At 63.0% G+C, this 19,879-nt stretch carries 14 protein-coding genes; 5 read left to right on the top strand and 9 right to left on the bottom strand.

From position 1 onward, the window contains the following. Nucleotides 1-35 precede the first annotated feature (35 nt). A complete protein-coding gene (locus VNM24_06470; protein HWQ38248.1) occupies nucleotides 36-389 on the bottom strand; it encodes a hypothetical protein in 354 nt (117 codons plus the stop codon). A 459-nt stretch (nucleotides 390-848) separates the two neighbouring features. On the opposite strand from VNM24_06470, the gene VNM24_06465 reads away from it, so the two are divergent. Continuing rightward, entirely contained in the window at nucleotides 849-1,643 is a 795-nt protein-coding gene (locus VNM24_06465) for a DUF4922 domain-containing protein (GenBank protein HWQ38247.1), read from the top strand. 102 nt (nucleotides 1,644-1,745) lie between these two features. Here the strand turns inward: VNM24_06465 and VNM24_06460 are convergent, their stop codons facing one another. Further along, complete coding sequence (locus VNM24_06460) at nucleotides 1,746-3,215, bottom strand: amidase family protein (protein HWQ38246.1); 1,470 nt, start codon at nucleotides 3,213-3,215, stop codon at nucleotides 1,746-1,748. A 371-nt stretch (nucleotides 3,216-3,586) separates the two neighbouring features. Beyond that, nucleotides 3,587-6,757 (bottom strand): BTAD domain-containing putative transcriptional regulator, encoded by a 3,171-nt coding sequence (locus tag VNM24_06455; protein HWQ38245.1) that lies wholly within the window; start codon nucleotides 6,755-6,757, stop codon nucleotides 3,587-3,589. A 248-nt stretch (nucleotides 6,758-7,005) separates the two neighbouring features. Here VNM24_06455 and VNM24_06450 point away from each other — a divergent pair, with 248 nt between their 5' ends. Then, nucleotides 7,006-7,194 carry a hypothetical protein gene (locus tag VNM24_06450; GenBank protein HWQ38244.1) on the top strand — a complete coding sequence of 63 codons (189 nt, stop codon included), beginning with the start codon at nucleotides 7,006-7,008 and terminating at the stop codon, nucleotides 7,192-7,194. A 421-nt stretch (nucleotides 7,195-7,615) separates the two neighbouring features. After that, on the top strand, nucleotides 7,616-8,407 hold the full coding sequence (locus VNM24_06445) for an aldolase/citrate lyase family protein (protein ID HWQ38243.1): 792 nt from the start codon (nucleotides 7,616-7,618) through the stop codon (nucleotides 8,405-8,407). Nucleotides 8,408-8,533: 126 nt separating this feature from the next. Here the strand turns inward: VNM24_06445 and VNM24_06440 are convergent, their stop codons facing one another. Next, nucleotides 8,534-9,763: a branched-chain amino acid ABC transporter substrate-binding protein gene (locus tag VNM24_06440; protein HWQ38242.1), complete on the bottom strand. Its 1,230-nt coding sequence runs from the start codon at nucleotides 9,761-9,763 to the stop codon at nucleotides 8,534-8,536. Between the two features lie 117 nt (nucleotides 9,764-9,880). Further along, entirely contained in the window at nucleotides 9,881-11,122 is a 1,242-nt protein-coding gene (locus tag VNM24_06435) for a branched-chain amino acid ABC transporter substrate-binding protein (protein HWQ38241.1), read from the bottom strand. Between the two features lie 184 nt (nucleotides 11,123-11,306). Between VNM24_06435 and VNM24_06430 the strand changes: the two genes are divergently transcribed. After that, nucleotides 11,307-14,393 carry a BTAD domain-containing putative transcriptional regulator gene (locus VNM24_06430; protein HWQ38240.1) on the top strand — a complete coding sequence of 1,029 codons (3,087 nt, stop codon included), beginning with the start codon at nucleotides 11,307-11,309 and terminating at the stop codon, nucleotides 14,391-14,393. Between the two features lie 423 nt (nucleotides 14,394-14,816). After that, nucleotides 14,817-14,966 (top strand): hypothetical protein, encoded by a 150-nt coding sequence (locus VNM24_06425; GenBank protein ID HWQ38239.1) that lies wholly within the window; start codon nucleotides 14,817-14,819, stop codon nucleotides 14,964-14,966. Between the two features lie 426 nt (nucleotides 14,967-15,392). Here the strand turns inward: VNM24_06425 and VNM24_06420 are convergent, their stop codons facing one another. The 4 genes from VNM24_06420 to VNM24_06405 all read right to left on the bottom strand — a co-directional run bounded on the left by VNM24_06420 (nucleotide 15,393) and on the right by VNM24_06405 (nucleotide 19,693). After that, nucleotides 15,393-16,547: an alpha/beta fold hydrolase gene (locus VNM24_06420; protein ID HWQ38238.1), complete on the bottom strand. Its 1,155-nt coding sequence runs from the start codon at nucleotides 16,545-16,547 to the stop codon at nucleotides 15,393-15,395. Between the two features lie 266 nt (nucleotides 16,548-16,813). Further along, nucleotides 16,814-17,818 (bottom strand): DUF1835 domain-containing protein, encoded by a 1,005-nt coding sequence (locus VNM24_06415; GenBank protein ID HWQ38237.1) that lies wholly within the window; start codon nucleotides 17,816-17,818, stop codon nucleotides 16,814-16,816. Between the two features lie 62 nt (nucleotides 17,819-17,880). Further along, complete coding sequence (locus VNM24_06410) at nucleotides 17,881-18,747, bottom strand: tetratricopeptide repeat protein (protein HWQ38236.1); 867 nt, start codon at nucleotides 18,745-18,747, stop codon at nucleotides 17,881-17,883. Nucleotides 18,748-18,829: 82 nt separating this feature from the next. Next, on the bottom strand, nucleotides 18,830-19,693 hold the full coding sequence (locus VNM24_06405; GenBank protein HWQ38235.1) for an alpha/beta hydrolase: 864 nt from the start codon (nucleotides 19,691-19,693) through the stop codon (nucleotides 18,830-18,832). Between the last annotated feature and the right edge of the window lie 186 nt (nucleotides 19,694-19,879).

Genomic DNA, 19,879 nt, shown 5'->3' with positions numbered 1-19,879 from the left:
CTGCCATGCTGCCCGCACGTAGATCGACTCAGTCGTTACTGGTTCGTGTACGCCGCCTGGCGTCCATCAGCCGGTTTGTCGGGCGACCAGTCGCGAACCAGGTCCTTGTACATCGCATCCAAGCTGCGCTGCGTGAAGGCCGCTCCCTGCTCGCCGGACCCCTTGGCGCCGAAATCACGGATCAGATCGGCGTTGGCGTTCTGCAGATTGCGCATGCGCACCGGCGCGCCCGCCTGGTTGCCGGGCTTGGCGTTCCAGTCGCGCATCAGATCGGCGTAAGCCGCGTCGGGGCTACGCGTGGTGATCGTTTCCGCCGCCAGAACCGCGGTCGCCACGCCTGTGCACATCCCCGCGACCGCCGCCGCACACCACCATTTCGCTGTAAACATGACACCTCCTCATCTCCGTTAACGGATTGGCGGAGAGATCGATTACCGCTCCGCACCGCAAAGGCAGCTTTGTTCCTTGGCGGATGAGGCCACACTACGTCTGAAGAGGTAACAGTTCGCTTACGGATTGGGCTGGGGTGTATACAGATTACTTACAGATCGAGAAAAAACCGCCGTGCGTGGGACCGCGAACCGCGTTCGCGCAAAGAACTCTGGTTCATCTAGAAAAGCGGGGGACCATCGCCGACGGCGCATCGCCCCGGGTCTCGAGCGCTCTGCCGCAATGCTAGCGCAACGCCACTGGCTGCGGGTACACGATCGTGCACTTGACGTGGGCGGCCCAGACGATCTTCTTCGGCTTGAGTTTCGTGGGCGAGCTGTTTGCTGCAACAATTGTGGCCATACATCGCTGTTGCGCTTCCTGCCGCCAGGAAAGCGTGTCGCTCGGCGAGGCACGAAATGCAGTTGCAATCCCGCATTCAGACAGTCGCCCACCGCGCCTTGAAAAAGGGGGCACTCGAGCCGATCAAGACCGAACTCGAGGTGATTCCGGACGCAGGCGTGCAGTTCGTGGTGCGCGTGGTCTCGAGTCTACGGCGCAAGGACGCGGCTGCACGAAGGCAGGTATGGGATCCCCTCGGCGACTACGACCCAGAGCTCTTTGTGGCGGACATCTCGTCCACGCATTACGCGCTGCTCAACAAGTTTCCGGTCATGCCGCAGCATTTGCTCATCGTCGTGCGGGACTACGAGCCGCAGGACGCGCGCCTGACTGCGAGGGACTTCGCGGCGCTCGCGCGGTGCATGGAGGGTTCCGCGAGCCTGGGCTTCTACAATGCGGGCCGCGAAGCGGGGGCAAGCCAGCACCGAAAGCACCTGCAGCTCGTCCCTCTGCCACTCGCACCACAGATTCCGCAACCGGTACCGATCGAGGCGCTGCTCGATGCGGGCCCCGGGCTCCCATTCCGGCACGCGTTCGGGCGCCCCGAACAGACGGACGCGGAGGCACTGCATGCTCTGTATTGCCGGCTTCTCGATTCGGCGGGCGTCGGCGGCACCGCTCCCTACAACCTGCTCCTCACGCACCGCTGGATGCTGGTCGTGCCGCGCGCGCGGGAGCACTTCGAATCGATCTCGGTGAACGCACTGGGCTTCGCCGGCTCGCTCCTGGCGCGCGATCGCACCGAACTCGAACGCATCCGCGCCGCCGGACCGATGAATGTCCTGCGGGCGGTGGCGGTACGATGCGAGTAGACCAAGCAAGCGGGCATCGCGCGGGTCCTCCCGGCAACCTGCCCCGAGCCGCAGGGCGCAGGCGGTCCTTTCTGGCAGACGGCGCGCACCGTACGCCGGCGCTCACGCCTGCGGAGGCGGAATCGGCCCCAGCACCTTTTCCAACGACAATCCGAGGGCCAGCAACTCGCGATCCCCGCCAGCATGACCGTCAAACTCGATGCCGACCGGCAGCCCACTTGAGGTCAAGCCCCCCGGGATCACGAGCCCGGGGAGCCCAGCACAGCTCCCAGGCGATATGTTTCGCGCAAGGGCGATGTACGTGGGCACCTTGCGCCCTCCGTACTCGACTTCCCATTCGTGGCCGATTGGCGTCGCCGGGCAGAGAGTGGCCGGGAAGATCATTGCGGCAAGGCCGTTGTCCCGCAAATAGGAACCGAGTATTCGCTGCAGCAACGGCCGATTGGTGCTTCGCGAGGCGGTGTAGACATCGTAAGGCGCGCGATACTGTCCGCCTGGCAGAACGAACAGCTCGAAGGCCTGCCTGACATCCGGTCTCGCGGTAGAGAGGATCTCTTTCAGGGTGACCTTGGCGCCGTGGCCCTTCAGATAGCAGTCTATGCTGGGACCTGTTTCATGATGGATGATCGGATAGTTGGCGAGGTTCACCAGTTCCATGAGATATGGCGGATCGGCATCCACCAGCTCGACGCCGGCATCCTTCAGCTTCCGTAGAACCTCCTTCGTGACGCGCTCGACTTCCGGGTCGAGATCGGCGTAGTAATAGCCGCGCGGCACGCCGATGCGCGTGCCCTTGAGGCTGATCGGATTTGCACCTTGGGCAGTTCCTGTCACCACCGAGTCAAACAGAATCGCGTCAGCAACCGACCTCGTGTGGGGACCGACAGTGTCATACGTGGGCGTCAACGGCATCACCCCGCTCTGTGGCCAACGCAACGTCGTTGGCCGAAAGCCGATCACGCCACAAAGCGCGGCCGGAACGCGTATCGAGCCATTGGTGTCTCCCGCCAAGCCGGCTGGAGCCATGCGCCCGGACACCGCGACCGCCGTCCCCCCGCTGCTGCCGCCGGAGATACGCGTCGGGTCATACGGATTTCGCGCCGGGCCGAAGGCGCTGTGGCTGTTTGTCCACCAGAATTGAAGTTCGTGCAGGTTGGTCTTGCCCAGCAACAGCGCGCCTTCGCGATAGAGTGCAGTCACCACTGCGGCATCCGTGCCGGGCCGGAAATCGCGCAATGCTTCGGTCGCCAGCGTGGTCGGCAGGTCCTTGGTATTGATGCTGTCCTTGACGGGTACCGGGAGCCCGTGCAGAACACCGAGCTTTCCGCCCTTGGCCCGCTTGCGATCGGCGTCACGCGCCATTTCCATAACCCGGTCGTAGTCGAGGGTGGTGAACGCATTGAGATGCTTCAGTTTTTCGCACCGGTCGAGCAGTGCTTTGGCGTAGTCTTCTGCCTTGAGATCGCCCGAGCGCATCGCAGCCACCGCTTCGACGGCCGAAAGCTCGATCAAACTGCTGTCGAGACGGGCCGCGCCGGGCAGCGGCAGCCCGCCCGCCGACAGTGCGCTCATCGCGCTCAGACTCCGAAGAAATTGACGCCGGCCCATTGCTGCTTGGTCAAGAGTCTTAGGGAGCGTAGCGTTGCTCATCGAAATTTCCCTCGCCTGTTCGTAACTTTCGAGGGATGGGCGTCAGCGCGCTTTTTCCCTACGCCGCGAGTCGGTTGCCGCAACAAATCCCAGACTTCCGCAGCGCTCGAGAAAGGATGTTTGAATCCAATCCGTGGATCCTCCACGGTACCCCACAGGCTGTCGAAGCCCTGCCGATAGATGCGGACAATATAGGTTCGCAGCTGACGCACACCCCCTCCTCTGAACCGCCTCCGCAGGCTAGCTCAGACGAGGGTACAGATTGTTTGCAGATCGAGAGTTTGGGCTGCGCCTTAAGCCTGCTCCAGATCTCGGAATACTTCCTGGCTAGCAGGCGATGGTTGAATGCCCAATGTTACTGAGAGGGTCTGCCGGAGCCGGCGGAATACGGCCATCCCGTCCGCCCGCCTGCCGAGTTTGAGGTAACAGCGCATCAGGCCTTGGTAAAACTCCTCCGCCAGTTCATCCGATTCGATTCCCCGTTGGTAATGCTGGGCAGCCGCTTCGTACTCGGCGCGGGCTTCGAGCTGCCGGCCGACTCTTGCCACATAGGCCATAAGTCTGGCTCGCAGCCGCTCCCTCAGGGACAAGACCCAAGGCTCATCCTCATCGCCGGGAAGGAACTGTCCTCCATAGAGTCTAAGCACCTGATCGTCGACGTTTCCGATACTCGAAGCGTCCGGAATTGGTCTCTCCAAAGCCCTCTCCAGCGCTTTCACGTCAACCCAGCAACGTTCCTGATCCAGAGAAAGCGCGCGATCGCTGAGGCGGAGCATGTTCTTGTCGCCGAGGAGCTTTCGCAAACGATGCACATTGATAGCCAGCGACTCCAGCGCAACGTCGCCTTCCTCGTCCGGCCAGAGCGCATCGGCGAGCTTGCGTTGGGGTACGTCTACACACCCGAATGCGACGACTGCCTTGAGCAGGCTCAAAGGCTTGCGCGGGGCCTTGTGCGGAAACGTGATCGCCTTGCCGTCCCGATAGATGGCAAAGCGGCCGAGCGTCACGATACGGATCGGCCAAGGCCATCGATCGAAACTTATGTCTGGCGACCGCAGGTCAAACTTGCGAATAAGACCGGTTACATGCTCGATGTCGATGCCTGCTTCGATAGCGTGAGCAAGCATGATCTCCGTGAGACCCAGAAGCCAGCGATAGAAGTAAGCCCCATTGTTCGGGCGGGCAAGCTCCAGCGAGTTCCGCAGGCACTCGAGACAACGACTCGATTCTCCGATCGACTTACACAGCGCAGCCTGCACCAGCAGGATTGCCGGGCGATATACTTCCAGATAGGATCCTTCGGACTCGGACCACGCAAGCTCCAGCCAATTCGCCGCTTCCTCGTGTGCCCCGGCCGCGACCAGCCCGACCGCGTTGTCGAAAAGCCATATGACATGGAGCACGTTCGAGCCGAGCGGCGCTATCGCGCGCAAACCCTCCCTCGCATGCTGCGCGGCCGCTTCGCCCTCCTGTTGTCGAACCGCGATGCCCATCTTGGCGAGATGAAGCTGGGCAACGTGCATGCGCCGTCTCGGATCGAAGTGCTGCTCCGCGATGGCGACTGCCTTCTCTGCCGATGCGGGATCGTCAAGGCAATTGAACAGATAAGCGCGAAAGATCGACGACAGGAAAGTGATCTGGCGTAAGCCTTCATGCCCCGCTATGCGGTCTGCTTCGTCGAAGGAAGAAAGACTGGCACTGGCATCCGCCCGTGCGTGCAGATACCAGCCATGGAACAGCCACCACCACGCTCGGTTAAGAGCAGTAAGCTCCGGGCTTGATAGTAACGGCGCAACACGCTCCGTCAGACGTTGTGCCCTTTCGAACGCTCCGGCATAAGAGAAGAAGCGCAGCAGCGCGCTGGCTGCGCGCACAGTCTGATTCGGGTCCCGCGCACGTTCGACCAGCGCTTCGATCTTCTCCACGCAAGAAGATAACCGGGAATGCCCCGGACGTCTGGACATCGTCGCAAGCTGCATGGCCGAGTACACGGTCAGCTCCGTACGCTCATCCGGGAACATCGGGTCGCTTTGAAGCAAGCGGTCGATCTCGTCTATCCACCGATCGAGCGACGTGAAGTCTTCGTACTGATAGTAAATGCACTCGATGATGGCGGAGGCCGCCAAAAGCTGCCCCACGACATCGCCACCGGTTCCAAACCGCGTAAACGCACTCTCCAGAAAGCCGCTCGCGGTGGCCAAGTCGAGCTGCATCGACGTAATTCCCTGCCAGTACAGCAGGCGCGCATCCCTCTCACGCAGACTTTCCGGGATGGCCTCGATCCACTGCCAGAGCGTTCTCCATCGTCCCTGCGCCACCAGCATTGACGCGTGTTTCAAGATGAGGGCGATCGCCCGTTCCCAATCGACGGCCTCCCAATACAGTGCGATCGCGTCCTCGGTAAATCCGGCTCCTTCCAATAGGGCGGCTGCGCTGCGTGAAAGATCTCGGCGCTGCGGCTCGAGGTGGGATTCGCGAAATTTTTCCAAGAGAAACTCGCGAAAGAGCGAATGGAATTGGTACCGAGCATCGTCTCTTCCGCGCCGATCTGTGAATAAATGTCGGCGATAGAGATCCTCCACCAGCGCTCCGGCACGGGGATCGCCGCTCAGCGCGATTGCCATGGGTACAGTCGTGAATGGCAACACGGCGACCCGCATCATCGTGAGTTGTGCGCGCCGAGACATCTGATCGAAGATCTGGCTCGCGAAAAAGGCAAATACACCTTCCTTCGTCTCGGTCTCCATCGTATCGACCGACAATCCGCGACGCTTGGCGTGGTCGAGTATTAGGGTGAGGCCTGCGACCCATCCGCTGGAGCGATCGTAGATACGCTCGATTGACTGTTGATCGAGTACGATGCGGGTTTCGGCGATCGCGGCAGCCTCTTCGAGCGTCAGCTTCAGGTCCGGCCAGTCGACAACTGATACCGACCGGTTCGAAAGGCCGCGGGCGAATGCCGCCGGTGGTCCGGACCGACTGATGAATACGACATTGATCCCTTCGGGAACCTCATCGATCGCTTCGAGCAAGATGCGATCGAATTCGCCGTTGTCGCGCACTTCATGGCAGTTGTCGAATACCAGCAGCGTATCCGATGGCACGCGCGCGAAGAAGTCCCGAAAGTACCTGCGGCTGAACCCCTCGAGGTCGGGCAAATACTCGGCGGTAAAAAGCGGCAACTGCCTCGCTGTGCGCCGCTGACCGGCGGCCAACGCGAGGTAATAGAAGAACGTTGCCGGATCAGCGTCACCGGCGTCCACCTGGTACCAGATGCTCGAGAGTCTTACCGCCTCGAGGTAACTGGCTATCAGCGTAGTCTTGCCCGCGCCAGGAGGTCCGCAGACCCAGATCGCTGGATGCCTGCGCTTTTCATCGATCAGCCTGAACAGCCGCTCGCGCGGGAGCGCGTCGTACAGACGTGGCCGGCTGAGCTTGGCAAGCTGCGGCGCCTTGCGCGCCATGGTCTCCCCCCAAGGGCTGCCCGACCTAATTATAGGCAGCACCGTCTGACGACGGGTACACTCCTTTTATGGTCCGAGTACGTAACAGCGGTGATGCGATCAAGAGGATTCGCGAACCTGCGTGACTCCTCGGCGCATGGAACGGTCGACCACTCGACGGGCATCCACTGGGACACTCCACGGTGGGTTAGAACGCTTCAGTCCGGGATGTACAGCAAGTAAAATGTCGCCTGAACGAGTCATCCTGTATGGTCAAGAACCCCCACATCCTGCAGCGCTTCGAGGACGAAGAAAATCGCGCCTCTCCTGCTGATTTCGAGCGCATTCTGAAGCTCCTCGAAGCGATGTTCGAACACGCGCAAGCGCTAGGCGCCTGGGAGCGCAGCAGCGACACGTTGCCCACCAAACTGCGCCTCGCGCAGGCGCTGAATGTTTGAGCGCCTGCTCGAAGAACTTGCACGAGAGATGGAAGCCCGCTCGATCGCCTACATGGTGATCGGCGGGCAGGCAGTGCTGCCGAGGCCTTATCCCGGGTCAAGCGGGTGAGAGTAGGCGGCAGCGAAGTGCGCTACGCTTCGGTGGAAGACCTGATCATTCATAAAATCGTGGCTGGCCGTCCCCGGGATATCGAGGACGTGCGCGGAATCCTGCTCAAGAATCCTGCGTACGACACGAATGACGTTCGCCGGTGGCTGAAGCACTTCGAGGAAATAACAGACTCACCCCTTCTCGCAGCGTTGTCCGACCTTCAACGGGGCGACCGCCGGTAGACCGACGCGTGGGTGGACAGCTCACGGGCAGTGGCCAGAGGAGACAGTTCGCGGAATTTTCCGCGAAGAGCGCGATCAAGGAGAAATTGTGAGAGAAAACAAACTCAGGTCGATCTGGAAGCAAGGCGGTGCGGTGATCAACGGCTGGCTCGGGATCCCGAGCTCGGTCTCTGCGGAGAACATGGCGCAAGCCGGATGGGATGCGCTCACCGTGGACCTGCAGCACGGCCTCGTGGACTACCAGACCGCCGTCACCATGCTTCAGGCGATCACGACCACGCCGACCGTGCCGCTTGCCCGTGTGCCGTGGCTGGAGCCGGGAATCATCATGAAACTGCTCGACGCCGGTGCCTACGGAATCATCTGTCCGATGATCAATACGAGGGCCGAGTGTGAGGCCTTTGTCGGCGCCTGCCGTTACGCGCCGAGGGGTTATCGCAGTTTCGGTCCGGTGCGCGCGACGTGGTACGGCGGTGCGGACTACTGGAAGCACGCCAACGAAACCGTCATCACCATCGCGATGATCGAGACCCGGCAAGCCGTGGAGAATCTTGACGAGATCCTGACCGTCCCGGGCCTCGATGCCTTGTACATCGGGCCCAACGACCTGGCGTTGACGCTTGGGGCTGCGCCCGCCCCCGTGCCCACCGATCCAGCGGTCCTCGAGGCGATCAGAACCATTCTCGCCGGCGCGAAGCGGCATGGCGTGTATGCCGGTCTGCACTGCGGCTCGACTGCGATGGCGAAGGAGATGATCGCATTGGGCTTCCAGTTCGTCACGCTGCTCGCCGATAACGCGTTTCTGGCAGCCGCCGCCAAGAGCGCGGTGGCGGAGATGCGCCAGACGGTCCCGCTCGCGCAAGCGGCCAGCGCCTACTAGGTCGTCTATCCTCACCCTCCCGAACAAAAGGGAAACCGCTCGAATCCCCTCGCGGGGGAGGACGCCAAAAGCCGGCCGTGGCCGGGACCTCCTGGTTCACTCGTCACCTGTCACGCGTCACCGTCTCTACGGCCGCTCCATCTTGCAGGTCGTGGGCAGGATGTTGTCCTTGGCGTCGATGCGCACCTCGGTCTTCCAGCCATAGCCGGTGTCGTCGGCGTCGTACTTCACGCCCTGCCGGCCGGCCTTGGTGAAAGTGGAGACGAACAACGGTTCCATGAGCTGGTGATCGTCGGGGCGCATCCAGACTTCGCCCGCACCCCCGTCGTAGCGCAGTCCTTCGAGCGCGCGCGCCACCTTGAGCGGGTCGGCGGAGCCGGCCTTGTCGATCGCCAGCGCCCACATGTCGATGGCGTACTTGATCGGAATGAAGCCCCAGTCTTCCTTGTAACGGTTCTTGTAGTCGAGGTAGTACTTCTCCAGGGGGTAGCCCGGCAAGTTGGGTGCCCAGCTGGCCACCGTCTTGACGCGCTCCGCGCCGGAGGCGCCGAAGGCGCGCGGCGTACCCACGAGGTAGGCGTAGTTCGTATAGAAATTCGCCTTGAGTCCGGCGTCTTCCGCCGCCTTGATGAGCAGCGCGAGATCGTTGCCCCAGTTGCCGGTGAGCACCGTGTCGGCGCCACTCGCCTTGATCTTGGCCACGTACGGCGCGAAGTCCTTCACTTTGCCGATCGGGTGCAGCTCGTCGCCGACGATCTGGATGTCGGGCCGCTTCTTCGCGAGCATCTCCCTGGACACCCGCTGCACCGACTGCCCATAGGCGTAGTCCTGGTTGATGAGGTAGACCTTCCGGATCTCCTTGCGCGCGGCAATGGCGGAGGTCAGCGCGTCGATCTTCATGTCCACGTTGGCGTCGAAACGGAAATGCCAGAAATTGCACTTGTCGTTGGTGAGCGCCGGGTCGATCGCCGCGTGGTTGAGGTAGAGAATTTCCTTGCCGGGATTGCGCTGGTTGTACTTGAGCACCGCTTCGGTGAGCGCGTGCGCCACGTGCGAGCCGTTGCCCTGCGTGACGTAGCGGATGCCCTGATCGGTGGCCTGCTTGAGCGCGATCAGGCTGTCCTGAGGGCTGGACTTGTTGTCGAACGTCACCAGCTCGAGCTTCACCCCGCCGAGCACGCCGCCACGGGCATTGATCTCGTCGATCGCCTTCTGGATGTGGCGGCTGCCCGACTGGCCCTGCAGCGCGAAAGGTCCGCTCTGCGGATCGATGTGCGCGATCTTGATGGTATCGGCCGCCCGCGCGACGGCGGCAAAACCCAGAATCGCGGCTAGAAAGACGAACGTGCGTTTCATTACTCCTCCCTCAATTGACATTGCGGTACTCGGTCCCCTGTGCTGCGGGCGCGCCACTGCCCCCGCAGGTGGTTTCAACGCCCTTGGACGGGCCGGAGATTACACCGGTTTCGCCTCCTACGGCTTGTCCGGGCGTTGCATCCGGCAGGTAGTGGGCAGCGCGGTCTGGTCGGGCTCGATGCGGGCGTCGGTCTTCCAGCCGAACCCGGTGCCTTCCGAGTCGTATTTCACGCCGGGCGCCCCCGCCTTGGTGAAGGTGGCGAGGTACAGCGGCTGGAGGAGCTGGTGGTCCTCCTTGCGCATGAGCGCCGGGCCCGTAGGGCTGAGATACGACAGACCCTCCAGCGCCCGCGCTACCTTCAGCGGATCGGTGGTGCGCGCCGTTTCCATCGCCGTGACCAGCATGTGGAGCGCAACGTAGCTCGGCAGCCAGCCCCAGTCTTCCTTGTACTTCTCCTTGAACGCGTTGGCGAAGGCTTCCAGCTCGTTGCGCTCGATGTTCGGATGCCAGGTTACGACAGTCTTCACGCGGTCCGCGCCCGCTTCGCCCATGGCGCCCGGTGTCCCTTGCAGCGAGGCGTAGAGCGTGTAGAACTGCGCCTTGAGCCCGGCGCCTTTCGCGGCACGGATGAGCAACGCGAGATCGTTGCCCCAGTTTCCGGTTACCACCACGTCGGCGCCGGAATCGATGATCTTGGAGACATAGGGGGCGAAATCCTTCACCTTGCCCAGCGGGTGCAGGTCGTCGCCAACGATTCGGACGTCGGGACGCTTGCGCGCGAGCATCTCCTTGACCTCGCGGCTCACGCTATGGCCCCACGCGTAGTCCTGGTTGAGCAGGTAGACGGTCGCGATCGACTCGTCCCGGGCGATTGCGCTGGTCAGCACGTCCAGTTTCATGGTGCCGCTGGCGTCGAAGCGGAAGTGCCAGAAGCTGCACTTCTCGTTGGTGAGCGCCGGATCGACCGCGCCATGATTGAGGTAGACGACCGCACGGCTGGGATTGCGCTCGTTGTGCTTGCTGATCGCGTCGATCAAGGCATGGGCCACGTTCGAGCCGCTGGCCTGGGTGACGAAGCGGATGCCCTGGTCGATCGCCGCCTGCAGATTGAGGAGCGCTTCCTGCGGACTGGACTTGTTGTCGAAGGCGACGATCTCCAGCTTCACGCCCAGCGCACCGCCGTGGCGGTTCACACGCTCCACCGCCGCCTGGTAGTGCTTCAGACTCGACTGGCCGATATTGGCGAACGGCCCGGACAGCGGGTCGATGAAGCCGATCTTGATCGTGTCGGCCGCAAAAGCTGCCGTGCTCACTACGGCGCCCAGTATGGCGACCCACAACCGGGCCAATGCCACGATGCTTCTCCGGTGATTTTCCGTCGGGCTAGATCATACGCCGCTGGCGGGGGAAAGCGGCTGAGTTGAGAATGGAGAGTCTCGTTTTTCGCGAACGCCAAGCGCCATTGAGACGCATCGGACCGGCAGGCGTAAGATCTGTCTCGGGCATCAAAAGGGGGAGGTCAGCATGCCCAGGACAAGTCCTGTGATCGCCAAGCTGACACGACCGCAGCTTGGGAACCCGATAAGGCGCGAAAAGCTCTTTGGGGCCATGGACGCTGCGCGCCTGCGTGGGGCCTCGCTCTTTATCACCGCTCCGCCCGGCGCCGGCAAGACCACGTTGGTGGCCTCCTGGCTCCAGTCGCGGAACATTCGCGGCATCTGGTATCAAGCCGATCGGGCCGATCGCGATCCCGCCACGTTCTTTTACTACCTCGGACAGGCCGCGAGCGGCCTTTCACGCAGGGGTGGAATGGATCTTCCGGTTCTCACGCCAGGCCACCTCCATGACGTTGAGGCGTTTGCTCGGCGATTCTTCCGCGACTTTTTCTCCAGAATGGATTGCGGCTCGGCCCTGGTCATCGACAACTGCCACGACCTGACCGGGGAGCAGAAGACCCGACTCTTGATTGCACAGGCTGTGGAGGAAGCCCCTTCCGCGGTCACCGTTGTGGCCATTAGCCGAGAGGGTCTTCCGGAGGGCTGCGCTCGGTGGGTGGCGAACGAGAAGATGGTGCTGCTTGACTGGCAACAGCTCAAGCTGACTCTCGAAGAAGCGCGCGAGATCGCGAACCTGCGAAACAAGACGAGCGCGATAGATGTCGAAGGCCTCTATCTGCGAAGCCTGGGTTGGGCTGCGGGCTTCACACTGCTGCTCGAAGGAGTCCGCTCTTCCAGAACCGGAAAGTCCGGTGAGCTGCCAGATACGCCCGACATCCTTTTCGAATACTTCACGGCCGAAGTGTTTCAAAGGGCCAATCCGGCCACTCAGCGGCTCTTGCTGCTGACAGCGCACCTCCCCTGGGTGGATGTGGAAGTCGCACGTGAGATCTCCGGCAATCCGCAGGCGGGGGCAGCGCTCGCCGAGCTGCATCGCCGCAACCTCTTCACCGATCGACTCTCCCGTTCCCGGCCGGGGTACCAGTATCACCCGCTTTTCCGACAGTTCCTGCTAGGGAAGGCCAAATCCGCACTTGAGCCCGGCTTGCGCCGGACGTTGAGCATCGAGACTGCTCGACTCCTGGAAAGGCGTAAGGAGTGGGAGGCTGCAGTCCCGCTCTTCCTCGAGGTCGGAGCGTGGCAAGAAGCTGGTGAACTCATCGTGGCAGGCGCCCGTTCGCTGCTGTCGCAGGGACGATGGCAAACCCTGGTCGAATGGATCGGCCGGATCCCGGGGGAGCGACTCGATGCCTGTCCTTGGCTGCGCTATTGGCTGGGCGTGTCACGCGCCGCGATAGATGCCGCGGCTGGCAGAACGGAGCTGGAGCGCGCCTTCAACCTCTTCCGTGATCGCCGTGACCGGCATGGCGAGATGCTGTGCGCAGCGGAGATTCTGAGAGCCTTCTTTCTGGAGTTCCGATCTTTCCAGCGCGTCGACCAATGGATCGACGTGCTCATCGCTCTCGTCGCGGGCAGCCGTACCTTTCCGGACGAAGAGTGCGAGTTGCGCATCCTCTCCGCCTTGCTGAGCGCCCTGGTGTCGCGAAGACCCGATCATCCCTCGATCCATCGATACGCAGAACGCGCAAACGAACTCCTGGATCGGATAACCGAACCCAATCTCATCGTGAGCGCCGGGATCGGCCTGTGCTTTTACACAACCCTGTGCGCACGCATCAGCCTGGCCGAAGCCACGGCAGCGGCGGTCCATCCGCACCTCGGGTCCGCTGACCTGTCCCCCGTGCTTCATGTCTTCTGGCTTGGCAGTTACGGATATCTGCGCTATGTGGCGGGCGACAGCGCTGAGGCGATTCGACTCTTCGAAGAAGCGGAGCACACGAGCGAATCGACGGGACTCGCACCTCGGATCGCGCATATTCGTGCCTGGCATGCGTACTGCGTCAGAAGAACCGGGGACGTACGTGGCGCCGAAGCATTGGCAAGCCAGCTCGAGCGCTCCGCAAACGACGTCGGTTCGCTCGCCAATACGCTTTGGTTGCGCGCGCTGAACGAGCGATCTCGGGGACACATCGGACATGCCGTAGAGCTGGGCGCGAAAGCGCTGGGCATGGAGGCGAACGACTGCATTCTGCACGGTTCACAGCAACTGCAACTCGCGGAAATGATGATCGAGGCGCAACGCCTCGAAGACAGCGAGCGCTGGCTGGAACGCGGCCAGCAGTTGATACGGGGCACCTTCAGCGAGAAGGCATGGAGTGCCGTCTTCTTATTCATCGAGTCCCTGATCGCGCTCAAACGCGCTGAGCTGGATCTTTGCCGCACTCGTCTTGCCCAGGCACTTGCCGAGATCCGCTGCTCGGAACGTCTCGTGTTCATACGATGGTTCGCTTACACGCTCTCCGAACTCTTGCCGATGGCACTGAAGTTCAACATCGAGACGGAAACGGCTTGCCGGATCATCAATGAACTCAGAATCGCTCCCAAGGATCGGCAACAGGAAAGGTGGCCATGGGCGATCAGAATACGGATGCTCGGACAGTTTGAGATCACGGTGCTGGGCCAGCCGATCTGCTACTCGCGCAAGATTCCGCGCAAACCACTCGCGTTGCTGGGACTGATCATTGCCCTTGGCGGCCGGAACGTGCCCGAGGAAACCCTGCTCGATGCGCTGTGGCCAGAATCAGAAGGCGATGTCGGGTACCGGCTGCTAAAGGTTACCCTGCACCGTTTGCGCACCCTGCTCGACGTTCGAGACGTTATCGTCCAGAAGGGTGGCTTGCTGTCGCTTGACTTCACGCAATGCTGGGTCGACACGCTTGCGTTTCAGGAACTTGCCAGCAAGACGGAGCCCGAAGCGCTGGATGCCGCCCTGGCTCTTTACAAGGGCCCGCTGTCTATTCCCGAAAGCGACGCACCATGGGCTTATCAGTTTGGCACTCGGCTGAAAGCGCTCTTCGCCAGAACGGTCCTTGCCCGCGCCAGCACACTCGAAGCGCAGAACAGGCCCGAGATCGCGCTGCTGTTGTACCAGCGGGGTCTCGAAGCCAATGACACCATCGAAGCGTTGCATGAAGGTGTCGTGCGCTGCTATCGGCGCCTGAATCAGCAGCACACGGGCGCCGAGCCGAATGGGCGGCTCATGCAACCGCCATCCATCCGGCCTGGCCGATAATCCAGAGAAGTTGCTTCACAGCCGGGCCTTGGCCGATCAACACGAATAAGAAACCAATCTATAACCCGACCTACGGCAAGCTTGACGCGAGAGGAACCGAAGGCGCGCGTGAGCAAGCCGGTGTCCAGGTAGTCCAGAAGTTCTCGCTGGCGAAGTACCGATCGACAACCGGGTCATTCACCACCGTTGCGTCTTTCCTCTTGGCCGGCGCCGGCGTCAGCAATGACTCCGCGCGCGAGTTCAGAAATCAACCTGAGAGGTGCAAGAAGATGAATTTTTCGACAGCGAAACGCCGCATAGCGGCTGCCGGGTTAATTGCCGGTGGCCTGATATCGCTGGCGTGCAATGCCGCAGATCAATTGCCGAAGCGTGGCAGCTACGCGGGGACATTCGGGTGGTACTTTCAGGGAACCGTGTCGGGAGATGACGCCCATTCCGTATGGGGTGGCGCAGGTACCGGTGCCTTTCGAAACGATGCCGGAAGCGGGTTCCTGCATGGTGCTCTCGTGGTCTGCACGGCTGCGGGTGTCTCAAGAAGAGAAGGCCATTCAGACGATCGCGGGGAGTGCGTAGCCACCGACCGGGACGGGGATCGGGCGTTCGCGACATGGAAGTGCACCAAGTGCCCTTCCATCGGCGAGTTCCAGTGGACCGGTGGCACCGGCAAGTACGCAGGTCTGAAAGGTCGCAACTCCTACCAGAACAACTATGCTGGACCCGCCGGATCACCGGCGGGCTGGGCTGCATGGAAAGGCGAGTGGGAGCTTCCTTAAGCGACCAGCGAAGAAAGGCGCGAGCGGGCACGCCCCGCTCGAGTCGAAAATTCAGGCGTAACGCCGCTCGGCGCGACGGGCAATCGACACCCAGGATCGCATAGAGCGGGCAGAACCCGAATGGACCGGTCAGCAGCGGCACCCGTCCGATCGGGCCACAGGCAGGGGCGCGAGCGCGGGACAGCACCGGAACAGCGTCTGGTCCCGCCTGGCGCGCACGCGCGCTTCAGGGTCTCAGATCGCGGAAGAAGGCGCGGATCTCCTGAGCCAGCAGTTGCGGCTGCTCCAGCGCCGCGAAGTGACCGCCTTTTTCCGCCCGGGTCCAACGGCGGATATCGCTGTACATGCGCTGCGCCACCGAGCGCGGCGGGTGCAGGATTTCCTTCGGAAGCTCGAGGTAGCCCATGGGTACATCGACCGTCTTGCCCTCTGGAATCGGCCACGGCCCGTGCATGCGCGCGTAGTACGGCCAGAAGGAGGAGCCGATCGCGCCCGTCACCCAGTACAGCATGATGCAGGTCAGGATGACGTCGCGGCCGAAATACCGATCCAGATCACCGCCGCAATCGGTCCACGTGTAGAACTTTTCGACCAGCCACGCCGCGAGGCCCAGTGGAGAGTCGGTGAGCGCGTAGGCGAGCGTCTGCGGCTTGGTGCCCTGAATCCACTGGTAGCCGGTCTCCTCCTTCAGGAAATGATTCAGTTCTTCGAGAAACCTTTTCTCCTCGGCGCTCGGATTCTCCAGCAGCTTCGGCTCGCGCCTCACGGCGAGCAGGTTGAGATGAATGCCGTACAGCGATTCCGGGTGCGCGTAACCGAGTCGCGAAGTGACGAAAGCGCCCCAGTCGCCGCCTTGCGCCGCATAGCGCGAATAACCGAGTACCCTGGTCATGAGCTCGTTGAAGACCTCCGCGATTTCCTCGATCGCGAAGCGCTTCTGCCCCGGCGCGAAAGAGAACGTGTAACCCGGCAGAGAAGGCGCGACCACCGTGAAGGCGTCGCGTGCGTCCGCGCCGTGCCCGGCGGGATCGGTCAGCAACGGCAGAATCCGGTGAAACTCGTACACCGAGCCCGGCCAGCCGTGGGAAATCAGCAAAGGCGCGGGGGCCGGGCCCTTGCCTTCTTCGTGGATGAAATGAAGATCGATGCCGGCGATCCTCACCTTGTACTGGCGGAACCGGTTGAGCGCTCCTTCGTGCGCTCGCCAGTCGTAGCCGCTGCGCCAGTACTCGACCAGCGACTTCATGTACGTGAGATCCGGTCCGTAGCGCCAGCGGTTGTCGGGAATTTCGTCGGGGAAGCGGCAACGCGCGAGACGTTGCCTGAGATCGTCGAGAACCGAGTCGTCGACGCGAATCTGGAAGGGGGTCGGCTGAGTCATGGTGTAGTCCTTCGATTCGGAGGAGCGGATTGTTGCCATGCGGGGCAGCGATGTCCAATAGCTTTGCCGTCGAGGATTGATTTGCCAGGCGTATCGGTGTGCCGCGCTCGCAGCCTCACACTCTGTGCGCTTCTTTATCCCACCTCGGTCTTTCCCCGCCCCCGGTTCGAACTTCCATTCTTCCCCGATCGAAGGGGAGAAGAACTTTGTCGCTGGCCACCCCTACGCCACTTCCAGGAATGCGCCAGCGGGTTCGGCACCAGGGCTCAGGTCGCCTCGGGCGCCACCAGCCGCTGGTGCTCGCCGTCCCAGCGCCAGACGCAATGCGGTTCCAGATGCGTGCCGCCCAGCCATCGGTCGATGCCCCGGAGCCTGACCGCATCGATGCGCTGCTCCAGAACTTCGCGGCCTCGCTCGGTGAGCGACAGTCGCTGCGCCGCGAACTCGGGTCCGTCCGGCACGCGCGGCGGGTAGAAGAACCGCGCTCCGCGCTCCAAGCGCACGAGCGGCATCGGTGGGCGCGCCAGACGCGACAGCAGCCGCCAGAACGACCAGTCGCCCATGAACGGGCGATCCTCCAGCGCCTGGACCGCGGAGAAGATTTCTCGCGGTGCCGAGGTGCCTTCGGCGATGACCGCGAGCGCCGCCTGCTCCGTGCGCGAGAGTCCGTTGCGCGTCGAAGGCAGCTCCTCGAGCAGACGCAGCAGCGCGTCGGGAAGGTAAGGCAGCGACGTCCAGTCCAGGCGAAGCAGCGCGAAGCACGACCGGGGAGTGGATTCGCGAAATGCACGCCACGCAGTCCGGGCTGCCTGGAAGTGCGCCGGTTCGGCGGGCGTGCGCGCATCGAGCAGCCCGACCAGCTGGGCGGGCGTCAGTTGGCCGAGCCCGACGAAACGCGCAATTGCTGGATAACTCCCGATCACGATCAGGGACACCCGCGCCTGCGCGGCATGCATCGCCAGCCAGTCGAGAATCTGGAGCAGTTGCAACTGATCGTAGAGATCGTGCTCGAACCAGAGCACGATCTCGTTTTCGCGCGCCGCACCGGCGAGCTGCGCGTCCCGCGCCTTGAATTGATCGCGCAGCGCGAGCTCGCTTCCATAGCCCGCTTCGGCCAGATAGCGGGCGCGGATCGTGGAGAGCTGCGTGAGATTCTCGGTTCTGGGCACGGGACCCTCGTGCAGGGCGTCGCGCCAGGGAAGGTAGATGCCGGGAAGCGCGCCGTCGCGCATCCGCGCGACCACGGCGTCCCCATTGGTGATGTGCAGCATGCCGGCCTATGCCCTCCGGCGGCGTATCCGCGGAGGGCCGGCCGCGCGCATCCGGCTACGCTTCAGATGCGCTGCTCTCCCGGCTGCTGCGGTGCGCCAGTGGCGGAGGCAGCGGGCCGGGTGGCGAGATCGATCTGTTCGGCGCGCACCCGGGCCTGCGTGCGCTGCTCGGCCGACAGTTGTGCGGTCAGTTGTTCCAGCTCGCGCCGGTTGAGCGCGGCCTCATCGGCTTCCTCCGCGCGGAAGCGCGCGGCCGCGACACTGTGCCACGCCCACGCTTCCAGCGGGTCGATGTTTACGCCCAGGCCCTGACGGTAGAACCGTCCGATGGCGCGCATGGCGGAGGCATCGCCCTTCTGCGCCGACTTGCGGTACCAGGAAATCGCTTCGTGATAGTCGCGCGGGATTCCTTTCCCGTGCTCGAAGAGCGCCCCGATGTTGTACATCGCCATGGCCTCCCCGTACTGGGCCGCGCTCTGGTACCACGTCATCGCCATCCGATCGTCCTGCTCGACGCCTTCGCCCTTCTCGTAGCAGTCGCCCACCGCGTTCATGGCCCAGGCGTTGCCCAGGAACGCCGCCTGGTGCCACCACTCGAAGGCCTTCTGCATGTCCCGCTCCACCCCGTGACCGTTGGCGTAGGCGAGCCCGACGTTGTTCATGGCGACGGTGTAGCCGCGGCGCGCCGCCTCCTTCCACCAGCGCAGCGCTTCCTCATAGCTTTGCTTTCCCTGGAAGCCCTTGGCCCACAGCAGACCGATGTTGTTCATGGCCCGCACGTCGCCCTGCCTGATCAGCGGGGCGAGCCGGGCGGGGTCGAGCATCTCCTGGCCGGGGACGAGGTCGACAAAAGTCTCCTCCTGCTCCTCGCCGAGCGCCGGGAAGGACGCCGCAAGCAACGCGGCCAGCATCCATGCATGCGACTTCAAGGACCGCCTCCGGAAACAGCGAACAAGTGCTACGAGCAACATCGTACGCCAGGCGCGGGCGGTTAGAAACAGGAAGGCGCCGCTAGCCGCGCAGGAAGGGCAGCAGCACGGCGAGCAGTTCGTCCGGTGCTTCCTCGGGAATGAAATGGCCGCAAGGCAAGGGGCCGCCGCGCACGTCGAGCGCCTTCTCGCGCCAGGTGGCGAGCACGTCGAAGAGCCGGTGCATCTTGCCGTACTCGCCCCAGACCGCCAGCACCGGACAGGCGATCTTGCGCCCGAGGTCGCGCTCGTCGTCGGCCAGATCGACGGTGGCCGCGGCACGGTAGTCCTCCAGGCCGCCGCGGATCGTGCCCGGCAGCAGAAAGGCGCGCAGATACTCTTGGAACACCGCCTCATCGATCGCTCCTGCGCGAAAGGTAAGTGCGCGCAGCAGATGGCGCAGGAAGGGCTCGGCACTGCTGGCGATCATGATCTCCGGCAGATCCGGCACCTGAAAGAAGAACCAATGCCAGTACGCGGCCGCGAGGTCCTTGCCGGTATCGCGAAACACGGTGTGGGTGGGCACGATGTCCAGCACCGCCAGCCGCACGACCGCCGTTTCGTGATCCAGCGCGAGGCGGTGTCCCACCCGCGCTCCGCGATCGTGGCCGACCACGCTGTAACGCGCGTGGCCCAGCGCTGTCATGATCCCGGCGATGTCGGCGGCCATCGTGCGCTTGTCGTAGCCGTCGCGCGGCTTGTCGCTGTCGCCATAGCCGCGCAGATCCGGCACGATCACACTGAAGTACTTGATGAGCTCCGGCGTGAGCTTGCGCCACATCTGCCCGGTTTGCGGGTAGCCGTGCAGCAGCACCACCGCCGGTCCCTGCCCTGCGTGCCAGACGTTGAACCGCAGGCCGTTGGCGGGCACCGTCTCCCGGTGCATGCCTGTCATGAAGTCGCTCATACGTTTTCTCCAGGAAACGCGCAGGACGCGAAGGACGCAGTGGAAAAGCAAGAGAAGGATCGAAATCGTGCAACCGACGACATGAGCTGCAGGTTTGCCGCAAGCGATTTCGCTGTCTGGCCGCCGATCACCAGTCCGCTGTTTTCTCTTTTCCTGTTCTCTTCCGCGTCCTTTGCGCCCTCCGCG

The organism is Burkholderiales bacterium (genome assembly GCA_035560005.1).
Lineage (GTDB): Bacteria > Pseudomonadota > Gammaproteobacteria > Burkholderiales > Eutrophovitaceae > DASRFY01.
The sequence above is the reverse complement of the archived record's forward strand: the minus strand, read 5'-3'. Positions and strand labels throughout refer to the sequence as shown.

Bases quoted from the DNA above. Each gene is read 5' to 3' on its own strand.
- VNM24_06440 (HWQ38242.1), bottom strand. From the start codon at position 9,763: ATGAAACGCACGTTCGTCTTTCTAGCCGCGATTCTGGGTTTTGCCGCC.
- VNM24_06465 (HWQ38247.1), top strand. From the start codon at position 849: ATGCAGTTGCAATCCCGCATTCAGACAGTCGCCCACCGCGCCTTGAAA.
- VNM24_06425 (HWQ38239.1), top strand. From the start codon at position 14,817: ATGACGCCCATTCCGTATGGGGTGGCGCAGGTACCGGTGCCTTTCGAA.
- VNM24_06420 (HWQ38238.1), bottom strand. From the start codon at position 16,547: ATGACTCAGCCGACCCCCTTCCAGATTCGCGTCGACGACTCGGTTCTC.
- VNM24_06470 (HWQ38248.1), bottom strand. From the start codon at position 389: ATGTTTACAGCGAAATGGTGGTGTGCGGCGGCGGTCGCGGGGATGTGC.
- VNM24_06455 (HWQ38245.1), bottom strand. From the start codon at position 6,757: ATGGCGCGCAAGGCGCCGCAGCTTGCCAAGCTCAGCCGGCCACGTCTG.
- VNM24_06405 (HWQ38235.1), bottom strand. From the start codon at position 19,693: ATGAGCGACTTCATGACAGGCATGCACCGGGAGACGGTGCCCGCCAAC.
- VNM24_06460 (HWQ38246.1), bottom strand. From the start codon at position 3,215: ATGAGCGCACTGTCGGCGGGCGGGCTGCCGCTGCCCGGCGCGGCCCGT.
- VNM24_06450 (HWQ38244.1), top strand. From the start codon at position 7,006: ATGGTCAAGAACCCCCACATCCTGCAGCGCTTCGAGGACGAAGAAAAT.
- VNM24_06415 (HWQ38237.1), bottom strand. From the start codon at position 17,818: ATGCTGCACATCACCAATGGGGACGCCGTGGTCGCGCGGATGCGCGAC.